This window comes from Streptomyces sp. TG1A-8, from assembly GCF_030499535.1.
Classification (GTDB): Bacteria; Actinomycetota; Actinomycetes; order Streptomycetales; family Streptomycetaceae; genus Streptomyces.
This window is the reverse complement of record NZ_JASTLB010000004.1, coordinates 446873-471326: the sequence shown is the minus strand read 5'-3', so window position 1 is coordinate 471326 and position 24454 is coordinate 446873. Positions and strand designations below refer to the sequence as shown.

Annotated in this window: 21 protein-coding genes and 4 pseudogenes; 11 read left to right on the top strand and 14 right to left on the bottom strand. The window is 66.7% G+C overall.

The features are described 5' to 3' along the window. The first annotated feature begins 14 nt into the window (after window positions 1-14). A complete protein-coding gene (locus QQY24_RS34380; RefSeq protein ID WP_367658074.1) occupies window positions 15-503 on the top strand; it encodes an RRQRL motif-containing zinc-binding protein in 489 nt (162 codons plus the stop codon). 91 nt (window positions 504-594) lie between these two features. Beyond that, window positions 595-1143 carry a putative immunity protein gene (locus tag QQY24_RS34375; protein ID WP_301976825.1) on the top strand — a complete coding sequence of 183 codons (549 nt, stop codon included), beginning with the start codon at window positions 595-597 and terminating at the stop codon, window positions 1141-1143. 32 nt (window positions 1144-1175) lie between these two features. On the opposite strand, the pseudogene QQY24_RS34370 reads toward QQY24_RS34375, so the two are convergent. Next, window positions 1176-2405 (bottom strand): annotated as a pseudogene (locus QQY24_RS34370) (IS110 family transposase). 170 nt (window positions 2406-2575) lie between these two features. Here QQY24_RS34370 and QQY24_RS34365 point away from each other — a divergent pair. Beyond that, a complete protein-coding gene (locus tag QQY24_RS34365) occupies window positions 2576-3847 on the top strand; it encodes an IS701 family transposase (protein ID WP_301976882.1) in 1272 nt (423 codons plus the stop codon). A 1300-nt stretch (window positions 3848-5147) separates the two neighbouring features. After that, window positions 5148-6419 (top strand): MFS transporter, encoded by a 1272-nt coding sequence (locus QQY24_RS34360; protein ID WP_301976824.1) that lies wholly within the window; start codon window positions 5148-5150, stop codon window positions 6417-6419. A gap of 49 nt (window positions 6420-6468) precedes the next feature. Here the strand turns inward: QQY24_RS34360 and QQY24_RS34355 are convergent, their stop codons facing one another. Further along, complete coding sequence (locus QQY24_RS34355) at window positions 6469-8148, bottom strand: LysR family transcriptional regulator (RefSeq protein ID WP_301976823.1); 1680 nt, start codon at window positions 8146-8148, stop codon at window positions 6469-6471. A 93-nt stretch (window positions 8149-8241) separates the two neighbouring features. On the opposite strand from QQY24_RS34355, the gene istA reads away from it, so the two are divergent. Together istA and istB are read left to right on the top strand one after the other, a co-directional pair. Then, window positions 8242-9870, top strand: coding sequence for an IS21 family transposase (gene istA / locus QQY24_RS34350; protein ID WP_301976881.1), 1629 nt, complete (start codon window positions 8242-8244; stop codon window positions 9868-9870). Then, window positions 9867-10664, top strand: a complete 798-nt coding sequence (istB, locus tag QQY24_RS34345) for an IS21-like element helper ATPase IstB (RefSeq protein WP_301976822.1) — start codon at window positions 9867-9869, stop codon at window positions 10662-10664. The genes istA and istB overlap by 4 nt, the downstream gene beginning before the upstream one ends. 56 nt (window positions 10665-10720) lie before the next feature. On the opposite strand, the gene QQY24_RS34340 is transcribed toward istB, so the two are convergent. The 7 genes from QQY24_RS34340 to QQY24_RS34310 all read right to left on the bottom strand — a co-directional run bounded on the left by QQY24_RS34340 (window position 10721) and on the right by QQY24_RS34310 (window position 16960). Beyond that, on the bottom strand, window positions 10721-11086 hold the full coding sequence (locus QQY24_RS34340; RefSeq protein WP_301976821.1) for a DUF4440 domain-containing protein: 366 nt from the start codon (window positions 11084-11086) through the stop codon (window positions 10721-10723). Between the two features lie 128 nt (window positions 11087-11214). Continuing rightward, window positions 11215-12030: a TniQ family protein gene (locus tag QQY24_RS34335; protein ID WP_301976820.1), complete on the bottom strand. Its 816-nt coding sequence runs from the start codon at window positions 12028-12030 to the stop codon at window positions 11215-11217. Beyond that, window positions 12027-13145, bottom strand: coding sequence for an ATP-binding protein (locus tag QQY24_RS34330; RefSeq protein WP_301976819.1), 1119 nt, complete (start codon window positions 13143-13145; stop codon window positions 12027-12029). Before QQY24_RS34330 ends, QQY24_RS34335 begins: the two co-directional genes overlap by 4 nt. Then, complete coding sequence (locus tag QQY24_RS34325; protein WP_301976818.1) at window positions 13142-13810, bottom strand: hypothetical protein; 669 nt, start codon at window positions 13808-13810, stop codon at window positions 13142-13144. Before QQY24_RS34325 ends, QQY24_RS34330 begins: the two co-directional genes overlap by 4 nt. 81 nt (window positions 13811-13891) lie before the next feature. After that, window positions 13892-15205 (bottom strand): hypothetical protein, encoded by a 1314-nt coding sequence (locus tag QQY24_RS34320; protein ID WP_301976816.1) that lies wholly within the window; start codon window positions 15203-15205, stop codon window positions 13892-13894. Window positions 15206-15267: 62 nt separating this feature from the next. After that, a complete protein-coding gene (locus tag QQY24_RS34315) occupies window positions 15268-15990 on the bottom strand; it encodes a TnsA-like heteromeric transposase endonuclease subunit (RefSeq protein ID WP_301976815.1) in 723 nt (240 codons plus the stop codon). Between the two features lie 137 nt (window positions 15991-16127). Then, window positions 16128-16960, bottom strand: a protein-coding gene (locus QQY24_RS34310) for an IS5 family transposase (protein ID WP_301972491.1) whose coding sequence is annotated in 2 segments (ribosomal slippage) — window positions 16128-16600 and window positions 16600-16960 — 834 coding nt in all. Because the reading frame shifts where the segments join, the coding sequence is not laid out codon by codon here. A gap of 102 nt (window positions 16961-17062) precedes the next feature. Between QQY24_RS34310 and QQY24_RS34305 the strand changes: the two genes are divergently transcribed. After that, entirely contained in the window at window positions 17063-18319 is a 1257-nt protein-coding gene (locus QQY24_RS34305; RefSeq protein ID WP_301970644.1) for an IS701 family transposase, read from the top strand. Window positions 18320-18478: 159 nt separating this feature from the next. Here the strand turns inward: QQY24_RS34305 and QQY24_RS34300 are convergent. Further along, window positions 18479-19453: pseudogene (locus QQY24_RS34300) on the bottom strand (replicative DNA helicase); the annotation flags it as partial. Between the two features lie 490 nt (window positions 19454-19943). Here QQY24_RS34300 and QQY24_RS34295 point away from each other — a divergent pair. The 4 genes from QQY24_RS34295 to QQY24_RS34280 all read left to right on the top strand — a co-directional run bounded on the left by QQY24_RS34295 (window position 19944) and on the right by QQY24_RS34280 (window position 23165). Continuing rightward, on the top strand, window positions 19944-20279 hold the full coding sequence (locus QQY24_RS34295; protein WP_301976814.1) for a hypothetical protein: 336 nt from the start codon (window positions 19944-19946) through the stop codon (window positions 20277-20279). 116 nt (window positions 20280-20395) lie between these two features. Continuing rightward, complete coding sequence (locus QQY24_RS34290) at window positions 20396-21172, top strand: ATP-binding cassette domain-containing protein (protein ID WP_301976813.1); 777 nt, start codon at window positions 20396-20398, stop codon at window positions 21170-21172. Beyond that, window positions 21166-22464 (top strand): ABC transporter permease, encoded by a 1299-nt coding sequence (locus tag QQY24_RS34285; RefSeq protein WP_301976812.1) that lies wholly within the window; start codon window positions 21166-21168, stop codon window positions 22462-22464. The genes QQY24_RS34290 and QQY24_RS34285 overlap by 7 nt, the downstream gene beginning before the upstream one ends. After that, window positions 22446-23165, top strand: coding sequence for a hypothetical protein (locus QQY24_RS34280; RefSeq protein WP_301976811.1), 720 nt, complete (start codon window positions 22446-22448; stop codon window positions 23163-23165). The genes QQY24_RS34285 and QQY24_RS34280 overlap by 19 nt, the downstream gene beginning before the upstream one ends. Before the next feature lie 194 nt (window positions 23166-23359). Here QQY24_RS34280 and QQY24_RS34275 read toward each other — a convergent pair. From QQY24_RS34275 to QQY24_RS34260, 4 genes and pseudogenes are all read right to left on the bottom strand, one after another. Further along, a pseudogene (locus QQY24_RS34275) lies at window positions 23360-23440 on the bottom strand (type I-E CRISPR-associated endoribonuclease Cas2); the annotation flags it as partial. Then, window positions 23437-23826, bottom strand: a pseudogene (locus tag QQY24_RS34270) (type I-E CRISPR-associated endonuclease Cas1); the annotation flags it as partial. The pseudogenes QQY24_RS34275 and QQY24_RS34270, both read right to left, overlap by 4 nt. 64 nt (window positions 23827-23890) lie before the next feature. Further along, a complete protein-coding gene (locus tag QQY24_RS34265; protein WP_301976810.1) occupies window positions 23891-24187 on the bottom strand; it encodes a hypothetical protein in 297 nt (98 codons plus the stop codon). Next, complete coding sequence (locus tag QQY24_RS34260) at window positions 24184-24381, bottom strand: YlcI/YnfO family protein (protein ID WP_301976809.1); 198 nt, start codon at window positions 24379-24381, stop codon at window positions 24184-24186. The genes QQY24_RS34265 and QQY24_RS34260 overlap by 4 nt, the downstream gene beginning before the upstream one ends. Between the last annotated feature and the right edge of the window lie 73 nt (window positions 24382-24454).

Below are 24454 nucleotides of genomic sequence, written 5' to 3'. Positions count from 1 at the left end.
ATTGGAGCCTCATCTTGCCTGACACGTCGCGACTGAACCCGCGTGCCTCCCCACTCCAGAACCCACACCCCACCAGCGGGTTCCTGTCACGTGAACCTTCAGAATCCGCGAACCCGCTGGTTTCCGAGTACGACTGGCGCACCGCTCCGGCCGGCCTGGCCACGCGCCGCCAGCTGCGCGCCGACCGGCTCCGCCCCGGCGGACAGGAGCCGATCGCGATCCTGCGGTGCCGGGCGTGCGCCACCCGCCCGCAGCGCACCTGCACCCGCCCCGCCTACCTCTACCGGCGCGACCTCGCCCTGCCGATCCGGCCCATGACCCTCGCCAAGGAAGCCGCCCTCGACAAGGCCATGGCAGCTCGGACCACCTGCCCGGCATGCCTGCGCCGCTACCACCACTGCCTGCCCTTGCGCACCCTGGGTTCCTGCTTGGAGTGCTACGACGGAACCCCGGCCGACCCCGCCACCTACACCGCCCCGCCCGCTCACGCCCTGGCCGCGTAAGCGCACGAAAGACATCTCAGGGGGCTAAGGAGTCAAGCTGCCCTCCTGGTGTGCCCTGAAGGCGGTCGGCGCGGTGGTCGAAGATGGGCTCATGACGGGTGAAGCGAGCGAGATCGTTCTGAGCAGGCAGGACCTTCGTGAGGTCACCGCGTTCGCCGCGGCGTGCGCGGAGATGGCCCTCGAGATCTTCGAGGCCGATCAGCCAGACGACTCGCGGCCTCGAGACGCTGTCGGTGCCGCGCGGGAATTCGCTCGGGGTGGCGAGCGCGGGAAGACTCTGCGCGACACAGCGTCGGCGGCCCTCAAGGCAGCCAAGAGTGCGGACACTGCGGCTGCGCGCGAGGCAGCGTGGGCAGCGATGTCTGCGGCAGGCGCCGCCTATCTGCATCCTCTGGCCAAGGCCACCCAGGTCAAGCACATCCTCGGAGCCGCCGCTTATGCAGCCAGGGCGGCCGAACTCGTTGCTGGTGACGATCGGAGCGTTGCTGCCGAGCAACTGGAGCGAGCGGTGCATCACGCGACCCCGGTCGTCGTTGACGTGCTCAAACGATTCCCGGCGGCACCGGGTGGGGGCGGTCGGGTTGGCGAGTTGATTCGACTGCTGGACGCTGATCTTCGTTCACTCACCCTCCTTGAGTGACTTTCCGTCTGCGGTTGTGGTCGATGCCCGGGTCAAGCGGAGGCGTGAAGCAGTGGTGCGAAGGCGTGTTGCTCGTCGAAGTGCTGCCGGGTCTGGAGGCAGTGGTGGAGCTGTCCGAGGAAGCGGTTGAGCAGGTGGCGCTGGGCGGCGTTGTGCCAGTCTCCGTGCTCGCGTCGGCGGCGGTAGTGGGCGTTGGCTCCGGGGGAGGCCTAGAGGGCTGAGAAGGCCCAGAGGAAGCCGGCGTGCATGAGCCGGTTGTTCTTGACGAAGCGGCGGCCGACGAAGCGCTTCTTCCCGGATGCGCGGGTGATCGGGGCGGAGCCCGCGTAGGACTTGAGTGCTCTGCCGTCGGCGAAGCGGGTTCGGTCGTCACCGATCTCGGCGAGGACGCGGGCGGCGAGCTGGGGACCGAGCCCGGGGAAGCTGAGCAGGATCTCGCTGTCTGTGTGCTGGTGGAAGGCGACTTCGGTGGCCGTGGCGAGGTCGTCCGCAGCCTGGCAGGTGGCGTCCAGCTGCTTGAGCAGGGCCAGTAGTTGCTGGCCGAAGGCGTCCTCGACGGCCGGGAGGTGGTGGGCGTACTCGGCACGGAAGACGCTGCGCAGACGTTCGGCCTCGGTGTCGAAGGACCGGGTGCGTCCGCTACGTTTGAGGGCGGCGCGGATCTGGGTGAGGGTGAGCCGGGCCGCCTTCGCCGGGGTCGGCGCCAGGGAGAGGATCACTCGGGCGTCTGCCCTGGTCAGGCCACCTTCCTTGCCCTGGAAGGCGTGCAGGGCGGCGGGGTAGTACTCGCGGAGCAGGGAGCGGACCTGGTTGGCGACCTGCTGGCGGCTCCAGACGGCATCCTGCTGGGCGCGGGCCAGCACGGCGATGGCCTGGGCGAGTTCGCTGTCGGCGGGCAGCGGCCGGTGGGCGTGCATGTCCGTGCGCAGGATGTTCGCCAGGACCAGAGCGTCGCCGGGATCGGACTTCTTGCGGCTGACGCCATGGCGGTCGCGGTAGCGGGCCGCGGCGAGCGGATTGATCGCGAAGATCTGGCGGCTGCCGGTGCGCAGGGCGGCAACGAGCAGGCCGTGACTGGTCTCGATGGCCACGGGTATCGGGGTCTGCGGGCTGTCGCCGTGTTCGGCCAGGAGGTCCAGGAGTTTGTTGTAGCCGGCCGCGTCGTCGGTGATACGGGCTTTGGTGAGCTGGGTGCCGGTGTCGTCGACGATGGCGACGTCGTGGTGGTGCTCCGCCCAGTCGATGCCGCAGAACACGGTCAAGCTGTCCTCCTAGTACTCCAGTCTGGTTTCGCGATCTTGTCGCGGACCCGGCTGGGAACGGGTACGGCCACCGCGTGATCATCGGGGTTGTGTGGACTCCTGAAGATCGTGCGGTGGCCGCGGGCCATAGCGTAGACCCTGCCCGCTGGTGGGCGATGTTCGACCAGGTCATGGCCCGGATCGCGGGCCGCTTCGGACGAGTTGAGCCGCGGGCCGCGGCCCGTGCCTACCTGCTCGGGCTGCTGTCGAACGTCGAGCGCAAGAACTGCTGGCAGCTGGCCGAACAGGCCGGCCACAGCCGACCCGGGCCGATGCAGCGCCTGCTGCGCTACGCCCGCTGGGACGCCGATGCGGTCCGCGACGACCTGCGCGCGTACACCGCCGAACACCTTGGCGCCGACGGCGCCGTTCTCGTCGTCGACGAGACCGGCTTTCTGAAGAAGGGCCGGGCCTCGGCCGGTGTGCAGCGGCAGTACACCGGCACCGCGGGACGCATTGAAAACTCCCAGGTCGGCGTGTTCCTCGCCCTGGCCACCCGCCGTGGACGGGCCCTGATCGACCGTCGGCTCTACCTGCCCGAGCAGTCCTGGTGCTCCGATCCCGAACGCCGTCACGCGGCCGGGATCCCCAAGGACACCCAGTTCACGACCAAGCCCCGCCTGGCCGGGGAGATGATCGCCGCCGCGCTGGACGCCGGGATCACCGCGTCCTGGGTGACCGGCGACGAAGCCTACGGCCAGGACCCCCAGCTCCGCGCCGCCCTTGAGGCGCGCGGCACCGGCTACGTGCTGGCCGTCGCTTGCTCGATGCGGGTGAGAATCAACCACGGCCGCACCGCCGTCCGCGCGGACACCGTCGCCGGCCGCCTGCCCGCCACGGCCTGGCAGCGCCACAGCGCCAGAAACGGTGCGAAAAGCCCGCGGTACTACGACTGGGCCTGGATCCACATCGGCACCGACTGCCACCGTCACCTGCTCATCCGACGTAACCGGACTACCGGTGAACTCGCCTTCTCCCTGTGCTGGTCACCCACAAAGGTGGCCCTGTCCGAACTGGTCCGCGTCGCCGGCATCCGCTGGAGCGTCGAGGAGTGCTTCCAGGCCGCCAAGGGTCAGGTCGGACTCGGCCACTACCAGGTGAGGCACTGGACCTCCTGGCACCGGCACATCACGCTCGCCATGCTCGCTCTGGCCTTCCTGACCGCCCTCGCCGCCGGCGCAGCGCCGCCGAAGCGGACCGCCGAGCCGCACCAGCTCGCCCGCAGCAGCGACCCCATTGCGTTGACCGTTCCGGAGATCCGCCGCCTCTTCGGCGCCCTCCTCAACCCACTGGCCGTGTCGGCGGCCAGGCTGCTGCACTGGTCCGCCTGGCGCAGACGCCACCAGGCAACAGCCCGACGCAGTCACTACCGACGACGATCCGCCGACGAATCCGCTGGGTAGATCACGAAACCGTACTGGAGTACTAAGGGGATGTTACGCACTGTTGGCGGCAGTTCGTGATCCGCTCCTACAGTATGAGGTGACAGGTCCGCCAACTCGCCCTTGTGCTGGGCTGATTAGGCGGAACCGGCCTCGCGTTGAGGGCGCAGGTTGAGGTCAGCTCGTCGCTGCACGTCCCAGAAGCCAGGCTCTTCGATAGTCCTTGGATAGCGGCAACTCGCCGGTACGTCATCGGGGGACCGACCTGTTCCGGGGTGCCCGGTCGCGCAGAACTAGCAGGGTCCAGCCGCGGCCGGCTGGATCGAGTGGTCTGGTCGCGGCTGTGAAGAGCTCGGCGGCCCGGCGGTAGGAAAGCCGTCCTCGGCCGGTCACCGGGCAGCGGTCAGCCGCCGGTGTGGAGGCGGGGGCCCGTCGGTCGGTAACGAACACCGGCCCCGCGGTGCGCCCGGCCAGCAGCATGGGCAACAGGCGTGACGTGCCTCGTCCCCAGCTCAGGGATGCTGCCGCGCGCGCCCTGGTGCGGCGACCGGGTAGGTCGAGGTCGTCGATATCGAGGGCAAGCACCTGTTCGACGGGGGCTCTCGACTCATGTAGGAGATGCCACAGAGTCAACTCCCTGAGCGGAGCCCGCAAGGCGAGGGCAGCGTGGGCCCGATCCGGGTTGGCGGCAGTCACCCTCGCAGCCGTGGAAGCACCAGAGGCATTCGGTATCGGTCCAGGGCACGGAGCTGGCGGTGCCAGTCCGGCGGCCGGGTCTGCGGTGATCCAGCCTTCTGCTAGCCACCATGCCGTAGCGGCTCGAAGGCAGGCCAGTTCGCGGGCCAGCGTGCGTGGTTCGGCAGCGGCGGCGCGATCAGTCAGTCCCCGTTGCAGCCGCTCCTGGGCCTTCGGGTCGTCGAGCAGGGCAAGCGGAACGACGGGTGGGTGCGCTCCCCGGCGCTCGCGACCGGTCGGAGCCCGGCGGTCGACCAATGGCCAGGACCACCCGGCCAGCGAGATGCGGTAGACGCGGCGGGAGGAAGTGCCGAGATCGGCCGCAGCGAGATAGCAGTCAACGGCGACGCTGTACTCCACCGGCGCCGGGCGAGGTGTGCCGGCACTGTCAGTTTCACACTGGATCACACTGGCCACCCGCAGTAAATAAACTCCATGGAGTCTGCCCCATCCTTCTTCCAACGAGCCTACCACCAGGCATGTTGCAGTAAATAGAGGCCATTTACTGCGCCAATTCATTGGGAAGGAAAATTACTGGCGAAAGACTCAGATTTTTTTCCCGGAAACGCTTGCAGGGAATAGGTCCATGGAGGAACAGTGCGGATCCATGACGCTTCGCACTCGCCCGCCCGCTGCATCCAAGCCCCGATCAACCACTCACCGCCTGCGCACGCTGCGGTACTCCCGGTTCCGCCGCTTCCTCGTCGGCCAGAGCATGTCGTTACTCGGCACCGGGATGAACACGATCGGAACGACCTTCGCCGTGCTGCAGATGCCTGGCGGCGGGGTCGACGCCGTCGGCGTGGTGATGGCGGCGCGGATCCTCGCGGTGCTGGTCGTACTGCTGCTCGGCGGCGTGTTCACCGATCGGCTCGGAGCCCGTGCAGTCATGCTGGCCGCGGATCTGCTGCGGTTCACCGCCCAAGGCACGCTGGCTGTACTGCTACTCACCCATAGCGCGAGGCTCTGGGAAGTGGTCGTGCTGGCGGTGGTCCTCGGAATCGGTGAGGGAGGGTTCAGCCCAGGTATGACGGCTCTGGTGCCCGGCCTCGTTCCGCCAGATGACCTTGCGGACGCCAACTCGCTGCTTCAGATCGCCCAGGCTGTGACCTCGGTCGCAGGTCCAGGTCTAGCCGGTCTGCTCATCGCTGTTTCTGATGCGGGCACCGTGGTCGCTGTCGATGCGGTCAGCTACGGCGTGAGCGTCATAGCCTTGGCTGGGCTGCCCCTGTCGCAGTTGGCCTCGCCCCGCCATGGATTGTTCACCGATCTGGGACGCGGCTGGAAGGAGTTCACCTCCCGCACGTGGCTGTGGGTCACGACCCTCCACATCAGCCTCTTCAACTTCGTCCTCTGGGCACCGTTCCTGGTGCTGGGACCAACTCTTGCCCAACAACGGCTCGGCGGTGCCAGCGCCTGGGGACTGGTGCTGGCCCTGTACGGCATCGGCTCAATAGGCGGCGGCCTGGCACTGCTCGGCAGGAACCCCAGCCGGGCACTCGTCTGGTCCGTGGCCGCATCCGCGGGCTGGGCAGTCCCGGCGGCAGCGTTGGCGGCACGGTTGCCGCTGGGTTGGGTGGCCGCAGCCGCACTCCTTGCAGGGGCCGGGGCAGCGGTGTGCAACACCCTCGTGACGACCGTCATCCAGCGCGAGATCCCCGCCGAGATCCGCGGACGTGTCAGTGCGTTCGACAGCCTGGGCGCCTTCGCCCTGGGGCCGCTCGGTCTGGCGCTGGCTGGGCCGGTGTCGGGCGTCGTAGGGGCAGACCGGCTCCTCGGGCTCGGTGTGTTGTGGCAACTGGCCGCGGTCGGGGTGGTACTTGCGTCTCCGTCCGTTCGACGGCACGGCGCAAGGTGACGGGTCTGTCTTCTACGTCCGGTGACAGCGCATCCATGTCGTCACCTGCTCATGACGGCGGGGGCGACTGAGCACGGTCGCGGGCTCGGAGGGCAGCGTCGTGGCTTGCTCCACCACGGGGCCGGAGAGGGAAGTTGTGGGTGTGGGCCCACCGAGCCATGCTCGCAGTGCTCATACCCGTCTCGCGGGCAAGGTCAGGCAGGGTTCGCCGGTGGACAACGTACTGCTCAAACAGCCATTCCCGTTCGATGCTGCCACGGTGTCTGTAGTCCTGGGGGCCGTCCCTGATCGGGATGCCGTACTCCTTGGCGAGATCGGTCAGCAGTCTGCGAGAGAAGCCGGTGAGGGTGGCAATCTGCTGGAGCGAGCGGTGTTCGTCGAGGTAGAGACGAGTAAAGGACTCCTTCGGCAGTTCCTGACGGGCTGTGAAGCGGACGCGTCCTGTGGCTCTGGCAACGTTCTTTGTCGGCGGGAGCGCGGGGGCGGGCTGTTCGTCCAGGGCCAGCCGGACCGCTTCGATGCTGGTGCCGAGGATCTGGGCCGCGTGGCGGACGGGGTTCTTGCACTTTCGGACGAGTTGGTGCAGGTGAGGGATGTCAATGAGTGCTGGGTCGGAGCCAGGCAGGTCGAGGCAGTCCATCAGGGAGGCGGGCGGCCGCCAGGCCACGGGCTCATCGTGGATGCGCTGTTCCGCGAGGAAGATCGCGGCTTCCCTGTTCAGCTCGTGGGCCAGTTCGGGGGTCTGCAAAGCTGCGAAACGGGCGGCCTCAGCCCGGAAAACAGCCTCGTCAAGACTGTGGTGCACTGGGGCGGTCTCCGCAGGCAGTCCGCTGACGCGCTGGAAGAGCAGACTACGGACGAGGAGTTCACGGCGTCCGCCGCCAGGGATCGTGCCGGTGCAGCGGCAGATGGTCTGCCAGCGGTCGTGCGGCAGCAGACGGGAGTAGTCCAAGCGGCGTCGCCGCTGGTAGTCGATGGGGACGTCGACGGCATCGAGGTGGTCGGCGAGTCGGGCGAGAGCTGTGATTGTGTCGGCCCAGTGGTGTTGGTCGGCGAGTCGTTGCAGGACGCGGGAAATACCGATGCCGTCGGTGACCCCGCCCAGGTATCGGGCAGCGTCTTCGAAACTGACCCTGCCGTCGATGATCAACAGGCAGGCGGCCATCACGGGAGCGAGGATGCGCGGGTAGGTGCCACCGTCCGGAGTGAGCCGAACGGTCCACGACGGCCAGAACATGCTGGGGATCTTCCGTGCTCGTCGCGCTGTGTCCCGGTCTGTATTCACCGGGCGTCTGGGCATGGGGGATGGCGTGCGGCAACGCAGTTGTTCGCTGGGCCGCAGCGAGGGAGCGAGTGCTGCCAGGTGCACCGCGTTCAGCACCGGGCTCAGGCCGCGTCCCCAGCTGTCGATGCTGGTGACACTGACCTGCCAGAGCTCGTCGCGCATCGCTTCGATCAGATCGCGCATCCTCTCTCCCGCCTGGTGGACATCGGGCTGCTCCAGGACGTCCAGCGCGATGGTCACCGCGGCAGCCGCGCTCACTGCCCGGGGCGGGGCCATGAAGCCGGGTCGTTCCGCAGCACGCATGGCGAGCTGGGAGTCGAGGTCTGCGGCGAAGTGCTCCTGGGTGATGTCGGACGGCAGCAGGCTCTTGATGTTCTGCTCGGTGGCTTTGTTCGCGAGTTGCGTCAGCGGTTGTACACGGGTTTGGGAGGCGCCCAGATCCACGGTCGGGTGATGTTCACGAGTTTTGTCAGCACCGGGGTACTTGCCAGGACAGCATCGGGGTGTTCCCGGTGAAAGGTCCTGGTCATGCCGCAGATGTCGAAGGTCGAGCTGTACGCGGCGATCCGGCGGGACCACCGGGCCGGCATGACGATGCGGGAGCTGGAGCGCAAGTACAACGTCGCCTGGCGAACGGTCCGCAAGGCCCTGAACTCGGCGTGGCCGGAACCGCGCAAGCCGCTGCCGCCGCGGCCGTCGGCGCTCGATCCGTACAAGGCGGTGATCGACGGGATCCTCCGGGCGGACCTGGATGCGCCGCGCAAGCAGCGGCACACGGTGACCCGGATCTTCCACCGGCTGGTCGAGGAACACGGCGCCGACGTGTCGTATCCGATGGTCAGACGCTATGTCGCCGACCGGAAGCCGCAGATCGCGGTGGAGGCGGGCAAGGCGCCCATCGAAGCGTTCGTCCCGCAGACCCACCCGCCGGGCATGGAGGCGGAAGTCGACTTCGGAGACGTGGCCGTGCGGCTCGCCGGCGAGCTGGTGACCTGCTACCTGTTCTCCTTCCGCCTGTCGTATTCGGGTAAGGCCGTCCACCGCGTGTTCGCCTCCGCCGGCCAGGAAGCCTTCTTCGAGGGCCACGTGCACGCGCTGCGGGTGCTGGGCGGTGTCCCGCGGGGCCGGGTTCGCTACGACAACCTCAAGGCCGCCGTCGCCCAAGTGCTGGGCCTGAGCCGAGCACGGGTGGAAACCGACCGGTGGATCGCCTTCCGCTCCCACTTCGGCATCGAGAGCTTCTACTGCCGCCCGGGCATCGACGGCGCCCACGAGAAGGGCGGGGTCGAGGGACAGATCGGCTACTTCCGCCGCAACCACTTCACGCCGGTGCCGGAGGTGTCCTCGCTGGCGGAGCTGAACGAGATGGTCGAGCAGTGGGACCTGCACGACGGCCGGCGCCGGATCGGCTCCCGGCCGCGGACCATCGACGAGTACTTCGCCGTCGAACAGCCGCTGCTGATGCCGTTGCCGGATGAGCCGTTCGAGACCGGCCGGGTTTTCACCCCCAGGGTCGACCGCTACAGCCAGATCACCGTCCGCACCAACCGCTACTCGGTGCCCGTCCGTCTGATCGGCAAACGGGTCCGGGTCGTGCTGCACGCTTCCCACCTGGTGGTTTACGACCAGAACGTGGAAGTCGCCCGGCACGAGCGGCTGATCGCGAAGGCCAGCTGCCGTCTGGAGCTGGACCACTATCTCGAAGCCCTGATCCGCAAGCCCGGTGCCTTTCCCGGCGCCACCGCACTCGAACAGGCCCGCTCGGCGGGCAAGTTCACTCCGGTCCATGACGCTTGGTGGGCTCAAGCCCGCAAGGTCCACGGCGAGCGGGACGGCACCCGGGCCCTGATCGAGGTGCTGCTGCTGGCCCGGCACATCCCGCACGAGCACCTGGTCGCCGGGCTTGCCACCGCCCTGCGGGCCGGGGCCCTGACCGCGGACGCGGTCGCGCTGGAGGCCCGCAAGGCCGCCCAGGCCGAAGACGAACCGCTCGCCGCCCTGCCGGCCGGAGCCTCAGGGGCGGCGACCGTGACGTTTCTGCACGAGTGGCGCCTTGCCCACCTTCCGCCGGACACCAGGCCGCTGCCCTCGGTGACCCCCTACGACCAGTTGCTCCGACGCCGTCGCGCCAGCGGCGGCGCCCACCCAGAGGGAGAAGCCCAGTGACCCTGCCCCGCCAGCGAGGCTTGACCGAGCAGGCCGCCGACGCCGCCATCGACACCGCCTGCCGCATGTTGCGGCTGCCGTCGATCCGCAACGAGTTCCCCGACATCGCCGACCGAGCGATGAAGGACCAGATGACCTACCGCGGCTTCCTCGCCGAACTGCTGATGGCCGAGTGCGACGACCGGGCCCGCCGCCGTTCGGAACGACGGATCAAGGCAGCCGGCTTCCCGCGGGAGAAGTCGCTGCGGACCTTCGACTTCGACGCCAACCCGAACATCGACCCGGCCACCATTCATACCCTCGCCAGCTGCGAGTGGATCAAGAAGAGCCAGCCGCTCTGCCTGATCGGAGACTCCGGCACCGGCAAGTCCCACATGCTCATCGCCCTGGGAACCGAGGCCGCGATGAAGGGCTACCGCGTCCGCTACACGCTCGCCACGAAGCTGGTCAACGAGCTGGTCGAGGCCGCGGACGAGAAGCAACTGAACAAGACCATCGCCCGCTACGGCCGCGTCGACCTGCTCTGCATCGACGAACTCGGATACATGGAGCTCGACCGGCACGGCGCCGAACTGCTGTTCCAGGTGCTGACCGAGCGCGAGGAGAAGAACAGCGTCGCCATCGCCTCCAACGAGTCCTTCGGCGGCTGGACGAAGACCTTCACCGACCCCCGCCTCTGCGCGGCCATCGTCGACCGGCTCACCTTCAACGGCACGATCATCGAGACCGGAACCGACTCCTACCGCCTCGCCAGCACCCGCGCGCGAGCGGAAGCGCCAGCCACGGCCAGCTGAAGTCGCACGATTCGGCGGGTAGGACCGCCGCCCTCACGGGCGGCGGTCCTACCCGCTCAACCGGTCAAAGTGGCCTGGTGGAAGTACATCCGCCAGCCCGTCTCCGTCAGGCGCCACAAAGAGCTCCGCCATGCCCGACGGCCCTGGTTGTCGGCGAAGTACGTCAGATGAACGACGCCCGGAGCGAGGACGTTGCCGGACATCTCGCTGACCTTGACCGGAGACTCCGGGGAGACCGAGCCGCCGCTCGTCACCGTGAGGATCGACTCCACGTCCCACCGGCGTCCGGAAGCCCCGATCTCGGTGAACTCCGGGTCCAGAAGCTCCAAGACATGGGCCGGGGAGGCACGCACCTCGGGATCGAGAAGCCGCATCTCCCCGTCGATGGCCGCCTGCACGGCCCGCTCACTTTCATCTGTCATGCGCAAACCCTACGGACGCTGCTTGCCCAGGCACAGTGAATTGATCACTCACCGCGACGACGGCACGACGGCGCCGTCAAAACTCGCGAACATCTCTCGATGGAGTGATCACCAACTGCCTCCGGAAATCATGCACAAGTGCTGCTGCCAAACGTGAACGAAGCCAGCTCGGGTAGGTCTGCGAGCACGCGGCCGGCGATCGCCCGGATGTCCGTCAGCGCCTTCGCCGCCGGCTGCGGGCTGAGTGCGTATGCGCCGAAGAAAGCAGTATTCGCGTCAATGACCTCCAGCAGCCGTTCCTGGGCTGACAGCGCGGGATGCCCGGCAGGAAGTCGAAGCGTACGGGTCCGTGTCAGATCGAATCCGCAGCCCCCGGAAGGCGGATGTCCCGGTCTCGAAGAGAGCGTGCCGCAAAGATCCGGGTGAGGGACGACCTCCCCGGACCGGGGCCGCTGCCTGGGGACGCGCCCGCAGACAGGGCAGCAGTCCGCCAGCAGTTGCAAGTGCAGCGGACAGGCGAAGGACCAGCCCAGACGCCAGGTGAGTTGCCAGCGGCCGCTGCTGTCCTTGAGGCAGTCCGCGCAGAACCGCGAGCCGGCACCACGGCCCCAGAGCACCCAGCGGTTGACGTACCGGCGCTCGAAGTTGATGCGAAGGGCCCGCTCGGCGTAGTGCGCCAGCGTCATGGCCGTGACCGTCTGCTCGTCCAGCCCGCTCGCATGCGCGATGGCCGCGGTCTGGTCCGCGCCCAGCAGGATCGTCCAGTCCGGCGGTATGCCCCGCAGGTGATCCCCGCGCCCGGTCCGGGACGGCAGGCCGAGGTGGTGCAGCACCTCGCCGAGCGGGCTGTCCAGCCTGCGGGCGAGAGCCTCCAGCCACGAATCGAGCGCCTCTCCGGGCAGAGGCACCAGCCGGATCGGCAGAGTCCGGACACGCGTGCTCATGCGACCTTGCGGCGGGAGCGTGGGCGGCTGGTCAGCCTCCGTTTCTCCAGTGCTGCTTCCAGCTCCTTGCGGGCCGCCTCCGACGCCTCGTCGTTCTTCACCCCGTCGAGCAAGTCGCGGTCCAGGCGCTCAGCGCCGCTGCGGACAGCCCTCTGACAGCCTCGATTGATCAAGGTCATCAGCGAGCCGATGTGCCCGGTGCTGCGGGCGAAGAGGTAATCGGACAACTCGTCCGCGAGCATCCCCGGCTGCTTGTCGGCCAGGACCACGCGCTGTTCCAGGGCCAGCAACATCTGCCGCCACTCCCGCCGGCCGGGCTCGGACTCGATCCTGAAGGGCCGCACTCCCAACCGGGTAGTGCGGCGCCCGGTCTGGGCCAGCGCCGCATCCCGCCTGGCATCGCCCTCACTGAACAGGCCCTTGTCCGCGAGGCCGACACCGATCATCAGCAAGGTCACGGGGAACTCGTTCGCGATCCATTTCAGATGGTTGCTGACCTCGATGCCATTGCGCTGGTTCCACTTCAGAAAGTGCAGGTCGTCAAGGGCGAGGATGCGGACCTCGCAGGACAGCACGCAGTCCAGGGCTCGCTGGCCGAACTGGGCGGTCGTTCCGCGGTTGCGACCTGGGTGCCCGAAGAACTCCAGCATGGCCCGGTTGAGGTCCTTCATGCCGGTGCTCCCGGTCAGGCCGACCCGGCATACCGGCAGACGCTCGTGCCCCTGGCCGGTGAACTCACCCCGCTCGGCGATCTCCCTGCGGTGGAACTCACGGGCGAACGCGAGGACCGAGGTGGTCTTGCCCAGCCCGGGAAATGCGTCAATCGCCACGGCTCCCTTGGCCTTGTCACCGTCCTGATGGTTGCTGTCGACGATGTCCCACAAATCCTCATGTAATTCGGACAGTTGAGGGGTCTTGAGCGGGCCGATGTTCGCGTGCCACTCCCGCCGCCGCAGGTCGTACTCCGCTCTCGCGTCCTTACCCAAGGCCTTCATCTGGGCCCTCGTCAGCGCCTCGGGCTGCTTGCGGCGCGGAGCCTGGGCAAACGCCTTGAAGTCCTCCTTCCGCGACAGCGCCAGATTGCCCAACGCTTCCGACAGACCGGCCGCGCTCACACGTCCTCCAAGGCATCCGCGTAGAAGTCCTCGTCCTCGTCCAGGTCCTCGAAGTCCGCCTCGTCGTCGTCTCCGGTCTCCGGCTCCGCCTTCATCCCTTTGTCCTGCGGCAGTGCCTCCGTCCCGCCCAAGGCCCGGCGTACGGAGGGAAGAGACACGACCGTCTCCGCATCGGCCTCAGGCAGTCCGAGGGCTGCCTGCTCGCGCGAGAGCCGAAGCGCCATGCGCCGCTCGGCCAGCGTGGTGCCCAGGCCAAGGTTCCAACGCTCCAGCAGATCGACGACTGCAAGCCGGTCATCGGGGTAGCGGTACTTTGCCGCGGCCAGCTTCCGGGCGAACGCCAGCGCGTCCTCGCTCAGCGGCATCCGCGCCGACGGCGCATGCTCCCAGGTCAGCGTGTGCCAGACACGCGTGGAGGGGTCACGGAAGTAGATCCGGGTGACATCGTCCGGGTCGACCTGGAACGGCCAGCCGTTCCGAAGCGGCCCGTCGTAGGGGCTGCGGACGCCGGGCTCAGGAAGGCCCGGACCGCTGTAGCGGCGGCGGCCGATCTCGACACCGTAGTGCTGGACCGTGCGCCACTTCGTGGCGAGGAACTCAAAGGCCAGGTCCTTGTCCCGCGGGACTTCAATCCAGCCGGCCCGGGCCATCCCGTGCTCGAACATCTTCGCTGGGGACATTCGCAGCCCTGGCACCCCCGGATCGACCAGACTCGCGTGCGGCCGGCAGTGATAGACCACCGCTGTTCACTCTTGGATCATCGCCTCCAACTCGTCCAGGAAGAAGAACGCATCGTCCTCGGGAGCATCGCCCCGAGAGTGGATGTCCGGCCCCTTGTAACCGGGAAGCGCCTCAAGCAGCCCTTCCCTCAAGGTCCTGAAATACCGCTCCACCGGTCCCTTGTCCCGGCCCGTCCGCAGCCTCGCGGGCTGGATCGATATCCCCATCCGGCGGCAGACGCTCGTCAGATGCTCCGAGACGTAGACCTTGCCGTGATCGACCACCAGTGTCTCGGGCACCAGCGGTGGCGAGGCCAGCCCAGGACCGACGGCGCCGTCGACGTCGACCAGGACCGTGCGCGGGATGCCATGCTCGGGCCAGACCGCACCACGCGGCCAATCCCGCCCCGTCGGCCGCGGCCTGAACGACTGGAACAGCACCGCGCTGACATCTACCGCCTTCGTCGACACCGGCGTCAGCCGGATCCCGGTGATGCAGCGGGTGTACCAGTCCATCGCAACCGTCAGCTCGGCCTGCACCCACTTCAATGTCAGCGGATCGAACGCGAACACGTCCAACCGCGTGGTGTCCATCAGCAGATACTCACCCGGCCGCGTCGGCCGCAGCTTCCCGTACGGGCCTTCCGGACGATCCGCGATATCCCGGTTCCGTTTCGTACTCAGCCTGAACAGCGGATGCCTCCGCTCCAGGCCCTCCAGCACCCGAAAGGCGGTCGCCCTGCTCGGCTGCGGCACCACCTCCGGACCGAACCGGGCAACCACCCGGGCCCGCGTCCGCTCGATCACCAGCGTCCGCGACGGCTTCGACTGATCGGTGTACTCGACCATCACCTCCAGCGCGGTCTCCACCCACCGGTTATCGACGGACGGCTGCGTCGGTCCGGACAAGCTTCTCTTCGAGACAAACCCGGCCTCACCATGACGCCGAAAATCCGCGACCCATTGCTTGATCGAGCGGACCGACACCCCAAGTTCCCGAGCCTTCGCTGCATACTTGGCCTCAGCCGGCTCACCGGCCCCGTACTCGGTGCAAGGTTCTCCTTCACGTACGAGTTCCGCACTGCCCGAGCGGTAGCCCGTTAGGACCTCGCGGACATGTTCCGCTCGTTCGAGGACTTTCCGCCGCTCGTCATCACGCAGCTGGCTCAGGACAACCGAAGCGATCTCCTCAGCATCATCTGCCGACGGACCGGCCTGGTCAGGAACAATCTCGGCACGGTCGGAGAACAACAGCTCCTTCAGGGACAGCCGCCGGACGCAGCCATGCCCGTCCTTGAGGACCACCTCGTTTCCCCTGGTCGTCGCCGCCAGCTCGACCACTTCGACGGTCTCTCCGTCGTAGCGGAATCGCGTACCGACTCCGACGCGAGCCCCGGCCCTGCTCATGCCGCCTGCCGCAGCGTGCACGACGGGCCGAGTGGCTGGCCGAGATCGGTAACAAGACTCTGCGTCCAGAGCAAATGATGGATGGCTGACCGGACTTGGGGTCCCGGACGACCAGGCAGACAGCCCGCAGCCCGCCCCAACGGCACCCCATCGAGATCAATTCCACGAAGCTCTTCCAGCAGGGCGGCGCTGAACAGCCAATCCCTGCGGTAGCCCGCCAGGAATCGGACATTCTCCAGCTCCACCGTCGGAGGCTCGCTCCAGACCTCGTACTTCCATCCACGCGCCTCCACCGCCTGCCCGGTCCAATCGAAGGTGAACGCGACCTCGGGCTTGGACTGACGGTGCAGTGGCTTGACGTCAACGATCACCGGCACCTGGTCGGTGAGCAGGAGATAATCCGGGATGTGCTTGCGGACCTTACCTTCCAGCACGGTCTGAAGCAGGAAGGGCTGAGCCACGATGCCGTGGACGCTGCGATCGAAGTCCGCGAAGAGTAATCGGGCCAACTCCAGGCGGGACTCGTAGATCACATGGTCGCGCATAGTCGCTGACCAGTAGGTACCCGAGTAGTGCTTCTGCCCTCGGTGCCAGCGGAATACCCGCCACGGCGCCGCGGAGACCAACAGATCCTTGGAAGCGGCCGGCCAGGCATACTCCTCAACCTCGTCGCCATCATGGCGGCGCACTCTGACCACAACTTCCGCAGCAATGCCCACGACGTACCCCCACCCAGGCCATGGTCCGTACGACCAGACTGCCCGCCGTCGAGAGCAGACGCCTGAGCGCGGAGCCAAGTAGCCCGAAAGGGTGAACGCGCCGACCTGCTTGTCTCACGGCCGCTGCATAAGAACTCCTATCGCAATGACGTCAGGCGCCTCCAGCAGATGAGCGCGCATCCGAGGGTGAGGAAGGCTTCGTGGATGTCGTCGCGGATCTCCCAGCGGATCCGCAGACGGCGGAACCAGTGCAGGTGGGCGAATGCGCGTTCCACGACCCAGCGTTGGGTGCCGAGTCCGGAGCCGTGTTCGGTGCCGCGTCGGGCGATCAGTGGCTTCACGCCCAGGTCCCGGACGAGCCGGCGGTACTTGTCGTGGTCGTAGCCGCGGTCGCCCAGCACCACGTCCGGGCGGCGTCGGGGCCGGCCTCGCTTGCCCCGCACCGGCGGTATCGCCTCCAGCAGAGGGATCAGCTGGGTGACGTCGTTGCGGTTGCCGCCGGTCAGCGTGGCGGCGAGCGGGATGCCGGTGGCGTCGGTGATCAGGTGGTGCTTGCTGCCGGTTCTGCCCCGGTCAACAGGGCTTCGTCCGGTCTTGGGACCCCCTTTAGCGCGCGGATGTGGGAGCCGTCGACGGCCGCTCGGGAGAAGTCCAGGGCGTTCGCGCTGCGGAGCTTGGCAAGGAGGACCTCGTGCAGTCGGGGCCACACGCCGGCCCCGGTCCACTCGGCCAGGCGTCGCCAGCAGGTCATGCCCGAGCCGAAGCCGAGTTCCTGCGGCAGGTGTTCCCAGGAGATCCCGGTGTGCAGGACGAACAGGATGCCCTGGAACACCAGCCGGTCCGGATGCCGCTTGCGCCCTGGGTGCCGGGCCCGACGCTCGACCTTGGGCAGCAGCGGTTCGATCACCGCCCACAGCTCGTCGTCGACTTCCCACGGCTTCGGCCGTGCCACTTCGCACCCCCAGATCATCGCTGCCGTAGTGATCCAACCACCTCGAAGATCATTTCGTTAGGAGTTCTAATACTCCAGCAGCGGTTCGTGTCCTGAGCTGGTGGTTGTCGTTGTCCTGGTATGGAGGGGATGAGTGAAGCCGCTTGCTGGGCCGGCGAGTTGGAGTTGGTGTTCGCTCGGGTGGCGGGCAGGTTCACTCGGGCGGATCTGCGGTGGCGGATGCGGGACTACGTCCGTGGTCTGCTGGGGCGGGCGACACGCAAGAACGGCTGGCAGCTTGCGGAATGGGCAGGTCACCGCACTCCGGACGGCTTTCAGCGGCTGCTGAACAGCAGTGTCTGGGACGCGGACGCCCTGCGTGACGACGTCCGTGCCTACGTCGCCGAACGGCTCGGACCGGGCGGTGTGCTGATCATCGACGACACGGGATTCATCAAGAAGGGCACCACCTCAGCCGGGGTCAGTCGGCAGTACACCGGCACCTCAGGAAAGATCGACAACTGTCAGATCGGCGTGTTCGCCGCCTACGCCACCAGCTCAGGCCGGGCCTTGGTGGACCGGGAGCTCTACCTGCCCAAAGCCTGGACGTCCGACCGTGACCGCTGCCGGGCGGCCAAGATCCCCGACGGGCGAGGCTTTGCGACCAAGGGGGAACTGGCCCGGGACATCGTCCGCCGCTGCCTGGCCGCCGGCCTGCCGGCGTCGTGGGTGACCGCGGATGAGGCCTACGGGCAGGACTGGCACTTCCGCCGCCTGCTCGAGCAGACGGGCGTCGGCTACGTGGTGGCGGTGCCCAAGTCCCAGCAGATCAAGTCCCTGGCCGGCATCTGGCGCATCGACCATCTCATCGATGAAGCACCCGATGATGCCTGGCAGCGGCTGTCCTGCGGCGATGGGGCGAAGGGCCCGCGGATCTACGACTGGGCCGGGGCCAAGTTGCCCGCCAACATCATCTTCGATCCGGATCCGCCGACCCATCACCGGTGGGTGATGGCCCGCCGCAGCCTGTCCGACCCCGAAGATGTGGCCTACTACCTGGCCTACGCACCCGTGGGTGTCGAGATCGCCGAGCTGGTCCGCATCGCCGGCTCCCGCTGGGCGATCGAGGAGTGCTTCCAGGCCGCGAAGAACGAGTGCGGCCTGGACGAGTACGAAGTCCGCCGCTATGTCGGCTGGTATCGGCACATCACCCTGGCCATGCTCGCCCACGCCGTCTTGGCCGCACTCGCAGCACAAGCCCAGGCCGGCGGGGAGGCAAAGGGGGCTGCAGAAACGGATCAGCCACCGTCCCGCTCACCGTGGCAGAGATCCGGCGGCTCCTGGACACTCTCCTGCCCCACCCACGAGCCGACCGCGATCCCATCACCCACGCACTGAACTGGTCCGCCTGGAGAAGACACCGCCAGGCCATCGCCCGCCGCTGCCACTACCGAAAACGCACCTCAGGCCACGAACCGCTGCTGGAGTACTAAGAGCAGCCGATATGAAGCAGAGCGTGAGACTGTGCAGCGAAATCTGAGACCCTACAGGGGTGTATCAGGTCTGCGCCATGTCCACGAAGCGGGAGTAGTGGCCCTGGAAGGCGACGGTGATGGTGGCGGTGGGTCCGTTGCGGTGCTTGCCGACGATCAGGTCGGCCTCGCCGGAGCGGGGGGAGCCTTCCTCGTAGGCGTCCTCGCGGTGCAGCAGGATCACCATGTCGGCGTCGTTCTCGATCGCGCCGGACTCGCGCAGGTCGGAGACCTGTGGGCGCTTGTCCTGGCGCATCTCGGAGCCGCGGTTGAGCTGGGAGAGGGCGATCACTGGTACGCGCAGGTCCTTGGCCAGCAGCTTCAGCCCCCGGGAGATCGCGGCGACGTCCTCCTGGCGGGAGGAGCCCCGGCGGCCGGCGGGGGTGATGAGCTGGAGGTAGTCCACGACCACCAGGTCGAGGCCGTCGCGGGCGGCGATGCGGCGGGTGCGGGTGCGGATGTCGGCCAGGGTCAGGCCGGGGGAGTCGTCCACGTGCAGCCGGGACTCGCCGATGGCGGGCAGGCGCCGGCCGATGCGTACCCAGTCGTCGTCGGTGACCGTGCCGCCGCGCAGATGGTGCAGCGCCACGCGGGCCTCCGCGGACAGCACGCGCATGCCGATCTCGTCCTCGCTCATCTCCAGCGAGAACAGCGCCACGCCCAGGCCGTGCTCGATGGCGGCGGCGCGGGCGAAGTCCAGGGCGACGGTGGACTTGCCCATGGCCGGGCGCCCGGCCAGCACGATGAGCTGGCCGGGCTGGAAGCCCTTGGTCAGGGAGTCCAGGTCGGTGAAGCCGGTCGGCACGCCGGTGATCTCGCCCTCGTCGCGGGCGCCGACGCTGTCCACGACGCGTTCCACGATCGCGGCGAGGGCGCTGCCCGGCTCGCCGGCCGTGCGTTCCTCGGTGACCGCGTACATCTCGGCCTGGGCCGTGTTCACGATCTCCTCCAGCTCGCCCTCGCCCGCGTAGCCGAGCTGCGCGATGCACGTGCCGGCCTCTGTTTCCCAGCGAGACTCCCTACGGGCATCGGCGGAGCAGCAGCGCCCGCACGCGGCCCCGCCGACGCGCGCGGACGACAGCCGCTGGCCCCGATCCGCCGAGGCACCCACCGCGCCCCGCCCGCTTCTCCTTCGCCCCTTCCTTCCTTGGCGAAAATCCTGCATTCGCCAAGGACGGGCGGAAGAGGGGCTGTGGGGTTAGCCCTCGCATTAAATGGAGGTGACCGGAGCGCAAGGCGGCAGTTTCGGCCAACCGATACGCGCCACCCGCCTCGGAGAAATCAGCCTCACGCTTCACGAAGATGGAGCATGTATCACTCTAAACCGATTGCTATACGAATCGAAAAAATCTGCATTACACGACGATTGGGATAATAATGCACTTTTCACCCCTTTCTGACTTTCTATTTAAACTGCCTTGACGGATCACCTTCACATCGCGCATGATCTTGTGGAAACTTCGTAGAGATTCCCTAAGGGGGGGCTTCTTTTGAAGCAGAATTTCAAGCAGCGCATATCCGGGAAGATGGCCAAGGTAGCCGTCGTCACCGCCCTGGCCGCAGGCGTAGTAGGACTGACCGCGCCGATGGCGAGCGCCTCGTACGAGTCGACCTGGCACCACGGCTGCCGCGGATACTGGTACTCCACGTCTGGCCACGCCTACTGCGACGGCTCGACCTCCACCTCCGGCATCTACCAGGTGTGGTACGACTGCGACGTAGAGACGGACGGGTACGGGCAGGAGGACTTGCCGGTCGGCTACGTGGGTAAGTGGAGCACCTACGAGTGCACGTTCAAGATTAATGGCACGCGAGTAGCCGGCTGACCCTCGCTTTACGGTGAGTGACGGTATATGGCACTGTGACTCGCTAGAGGGGCCCAAGCGCAGGCCCATTCCTGACAGGCGGTGGGGCTATCGCCCCACCGCCGTTGGAGTTCATAATGTCATCTATAGCGGTCGCCAGTTTTGACAGCCTCTCTCAAGGCTACGGCAAACGACTCATTCTCGACTCGCTGGATCTGCAAGTCGAGCGCGGTGTTACCGGCCTGCTGGGTCCTAATGGTGCAGGAAAGACAACGCTGCTACAGACACTAAGTACCATTACACCACCGCGCGGTGGGAGGCTGTCGCTCTTTGGAGGAACCATCTCCACTGAACGGGATGTTCGGCAAGTGCGCCGCCGTATCGGATATCTTCCGCAAGACTTCGGCTACTACCCGAACTTTTCTGTCAATGATTTCGTCACATACTGCGCCTGGCTGCGTGAAGTTCCGTCTCGGAAAATTACCGAGCTTACCCGAAAGGCCGTGGCGGATGTCGGCCTCGCGGATCAGGGCAAGAGCAAGATGAAATCCCTGTCCGGCGGGATGCTCCGTCGCGCGGGCATCGCCGCCGCCATCGTCGGATCCCCGTCCCTGGTACTCCTCGACGAACCGACCGTGGGCCTGGACCCGGCACAGCGCCTGGGGTTCCGCCGCTTGATCCGCTCCATCGCCTCACAGGGCGCCGCAGTCATGCTAAGCACACATCTGGTCGAGGACGTCGCTGCCGCCTGTGACACAGTTTTTGTCCTGAAGGAAGGCGCCATAGCTTTCAGCGGGAGTCCGCAGGAGCTGGCGAATTCGGCCGTTCCAGGAGCCCAAGGGGACAGCCCTTTGGAGTGCGGGTACATGTCCGTCCTCGGCAACCTGGAGCCGAGTGGGGAACAAGCATGGTGAAGATCTATCTTCTCGAACTCCGCCGCTCGCCGATCTTTGCAGCATTCCCGGCAATGGTGCTGATTGACCTTTTCGTCCTCTTTGGCCGTTCGCATTACTGGATCGGAGTCTGGCCGGAGGCGAGCGCTGCCGCCCAGGTGACCACCTTGTTCCTGGGACCTGTGCTTGCTGCTGTGTCCGCATGGCAGGCCGGCAGAGCCTCGCGATCCGATATGCCCACTTTCCTGCTAGCAGCCGCGCGGCCGCCTTGGCAGGCGGAGGCCGCGCGCTTGGGCGCCACCCTGACCATGGGTTTCGGGGCCTACGCGGTCGGATGCGTCATTGCAGCCGCAGTGTCCTATCCGGACGCGGGTAAGGGTTTCCTTTGGCCCAGCTACCTGTTGCTCGGTGTGGCAACGCTGACGCTCTATGCGGCGGTGGGGCATCTCGTCGGCCGCGCCTGGTCTTCCCCTGCGTTTACCCCCATTGTCTGTGCTCTAGGCGGTTTCATCATCTTCCTGGCGGTGGGACAGTCTTTCGGTCTGTACGTGCTGTCTGGAACTCCTGACACGCAACTCGCTGTCCAGGCAGTCGGTGTCCGCCTGCTTACGGCCGCAATGTTCGCGGCTCTGGCTGTGTCCGCACCAGTGCGAATGCAGACGGATGTCGGTCACTACCTACGCAGGCGCAGCTTGGCGGTGCGCAGTGTCTTCACCATCTCTCTGATTATGTGCTTTGTGACACCGTTCGTTGTGTTGACTACCGGACCACTGCGAGCAAAGCGTGCTGTCAGCAGTGAGAGCGTTGTTTGTGAACGGCGAGCGGCCGATGCCCCTCGCGTCTGTGTGTGGCGCGAACATGGGAAGTACTTGCCGGACTTGGCTCGTATGGCTCAGCGTCTGGACTCGGTTCCCCAGGATTGGGTGCAAACCCCTACGGCCTTCTATGAGTTTGGCATCAAGCCCACACCGTTGGGTGACAGAGGGTTTGACGTTACCGAAGGGCATGTGCGAGCGGCGGCAATAGCAATGGCCGGCCAAATCGCGTACGAATCGCTCGGGATGAGGAAGTGCCCTCCGCCTAATGAGTCGGCTCAGGCATGGCAAGCCATGGACAGCATCAGCCTATGGCTCGAGTACAGGGCGATGGGGGTTGACCCAAAGAAGGCTGATGAAGGATTGCACATGTCCGGTGTCGATGCATCCCAGAAGTCTGCCGCCCAAGCCGTGAAAGGTTCCGAGCAAGAGCAGAAACAGTGGACGGAAGAGCAGCGAAAAGTTCTACGCGACGCAGGGTGCGCGAAGACGCCATGAAACGGGAACACGTTGTCCTGCATCTACGGGGTCATCGCATCGGTTCCTGCATTGTGGCGGGAATGGTGATCGCTGGAATATCGGCTGTGATCGGTGGGTTTGTCATCCCCATTCCGTCCTTCGGTGACGGAGTGACAACTCAAGGCATACCCTTCCGCAACGAGATTCCGTTGTTCATGGCGGTGCTGACGTCCTCTCTGATCGGCGGCCCACTAGAAGAAATGGAACGTCTCGCAGGAAACCATCTGTGGCGGCTCAGATGGCAAGTTATCGCACTCGTACTACTGCTCTTCTGCAGTGTCACTTGTGTGACTGAAACGATCGCGGTTGGTTTTGACAGCGGCGTGGTCTTTGTAAGGTCCCTGCTCCTGTGGGTAGGCCTGGCCTTCGTCTCCGGTCGACTCTTCGGGGTTAACCTTTCGTGGATCCTGCCGTTGATTTCGACGTTTCCCGTCGTCTGGTTCAGCAACGCAAGCTGGTGGGACTGGACGACATCGCCCGCACAAGACCCCTTCGCTTGGACGTCGGCGACCGTCGCGGTACTTGGCGGCATCGCGGCACTCTGGCTGACACCATGGAGAGTGCGCTCGATCCGTCCGCCCTGGCGACGAGCATCGGCTCCTCCGCCTCTGAAGCGAGCTAGGGTCCGTCTTCAAAGATCATCGCGTGGTGGATCATGGTGGGGTGATACGCCGTCATGAACTCACCGATCACGAGTGGGAGTTGCTCAGCTCCGCTGATACCGCGGGCCACGACAGGACGGCCGCGTGTGTCGGACCGGCAGGTCGTCAACGGGATGGTCTGCAAGATCCGGACCGGGATCTCCTAGCGTGCCCTGCCTGTGAGCAGCCACTCCCCCGGCAGCCGGTCAGCCGCGTACTAGCCAGAGAACGGCGCCGGCTGAAATTTCCAGCAGCCAGTGTGTGAGGAAGCCGCGGAGCCCGGCTGGGCAGTTGGTGAGGATGATGACGGTCACCAGAGCATGTCTCCGTCGTCGGGCCCGTCGTAGTTGACGCCGGAGGCGACCTGGTGGCCGCCGTCGCTTTGAAGTGTGACCACGTCCTGGTCCGCACCCGGTTCCGCGGAGTCGGCCGCTTCGGGCAGGAGGAGGCGTTTGATGTCGTTCACGCACCGGTTCAGCAGGGAGGTTTCGTTGATGCGCTCTCGTAGTGCGCGCCGGGTGCGGGGGCCGACGTCTTCCTCGTCCTGTGCGGCTGCGTCGAAGGCGAGCGGGATGCCGATATCGGTCTTGTAGAGGTCGGCGACGTCGAGGACGAAGGACAGTTCGTGACCGGAATGGACGAAGCCGAGGGCCGGGCTGCATCCCAGGGAGGTGACGACGGCGTGTGCGATGCCGTACATGCCCGGAGTCCTCCTAGATCCCAAGCAGGAAAGCCGTTCGCTCGCTCAGTCCTCTGCGTGACGGTCAGAGGTCCTGGACGGCGCGCAGGGCCTGGTCGACGCGGGCCATGACCGCAGCGTCAACGGGTCCGAGGAGTTCGGCGCCGTCGAAGCGGCCGGTGCGCAGCTGGACGATGTTGACCGCGACGGCGGTGCACGGGAGCGGGGTGTCGATCACTACCGACATGGCCGTGTCCGGGAACCGGCCGCTTTCGTGGAGCACGATCACCAGGACGGCGCCGTAGGACTCCTCCAGGCCGGTCAGGCTGACGATCAGGACGTTGCGGCCGTCGGGCAGCGCCCAGACCTCGCCGCGCCTCACAGGGTGTCGCCCTCGCCCGCCAGGTCGTCGCCGAGGCCGAGCCCGGCGAGCTGCCGCCCGGCATCCAGGGTCGCGGCCCGGCGCGCGGCGCGCACCACATACGCGTTCACGCTCAGGCCGGCCTCCAAGGCGGCCGCCCTGATCGAAGGTGCAAGGTCATCGGGAATACGCAAGGTCATCGTGGTGACAGACATGGTGGCAAGTTTAGCCACCACAAGCCGGTGAAGTAAGAGAAGCCGACTAAGAACTCCTAACGAAATGATCTTC

What these genes read in the sequence shown, in the direction of transcription:
- QQY24_RS34290 (WP_301976813.1), top strand. Translation starts at nt 20,396, where the DNA reads ATGTCATCTATAGCGGTCGCCAGTTTTGACAGCCTCTCTCAAGGCTAC.
- QQY24_RS34305 (WP_301970644.1), top strand. Translation starts at nt 17,063, where the DNA reads ATGGAGGGGATGAGTGAAGCCGCTTGCTGGGCCGGCGAGTTGGAGTTG.
- QQY24_RS34340 (WP_301976821.1), bottom strand. Translation starts at nt 11,086, where the DNA reads ATGACAGATGAAAGTGAGCGGGCCGTGCAGGCGGCCATCGACGGGGAG.
- QQY24_RS34325 (WP_301976818.1), bottom strand. Translation starts at nt 13,810, where the DNA reads ATGTTCGAGCACGGGATGGCCCGGGCCGGCTGGATTGAAGTCCCGCGG.
- istA (WP_301976881.1), top strand. Translation starts at nt 8,242, where the DNA reads ATGTCGAAGGTCGAGCTGTACGCGGCGATCCGGCGGGACCACCGGGCC.
- QQY24_RS34365 (WP_301976882.1), top strand. Translation starts at nt 2,576, where the DNA reads ATGGCCCGGATCGCGGGCCGCTTCGGACGAGTTGAGCCGCGGGCCGCG.
- QQY24_RS34260 (WP_301976809.1), bottom strand. Translation starts at nt 24,381, where the DNA reads ATGTCTGTCACCACGATGACCTTGCGTATTCCCGATGACCTTGCACCT.
- QQY24_RS34375 (WP_301976825.1), top strand. Translation starts at nt 595, where the DNA reads ATGACGGGTGAAGCGAGCGAGATCGTTCTGAGCAGGCAGGACCTTCGT.
- QQY24_RS34360 (WP_301976824.1), top strand. Translation starts at nt 5,148, where the DNA reads ATGGAGGAACAGTGCGGATCCATGACGCTTCGCACTCGCCCGCCCGCT.
- QQY24_RS34335 (WP_301976820.1), bottom strand. Translation starts at nt 12,030, where the DNA reads ATGAGCACGCGTGTCCGGACTCTGCCGATCCGGCTGGTGCCTCTGCCC.
- QQY24_RS34285 (WP_301976812.1), top strand. Translation starts at nt 21,166, where the DNA reads ATGGTGAAGATCTATCTTCTCGAACTCCGCCGCTCGCCGATCTTTGCA.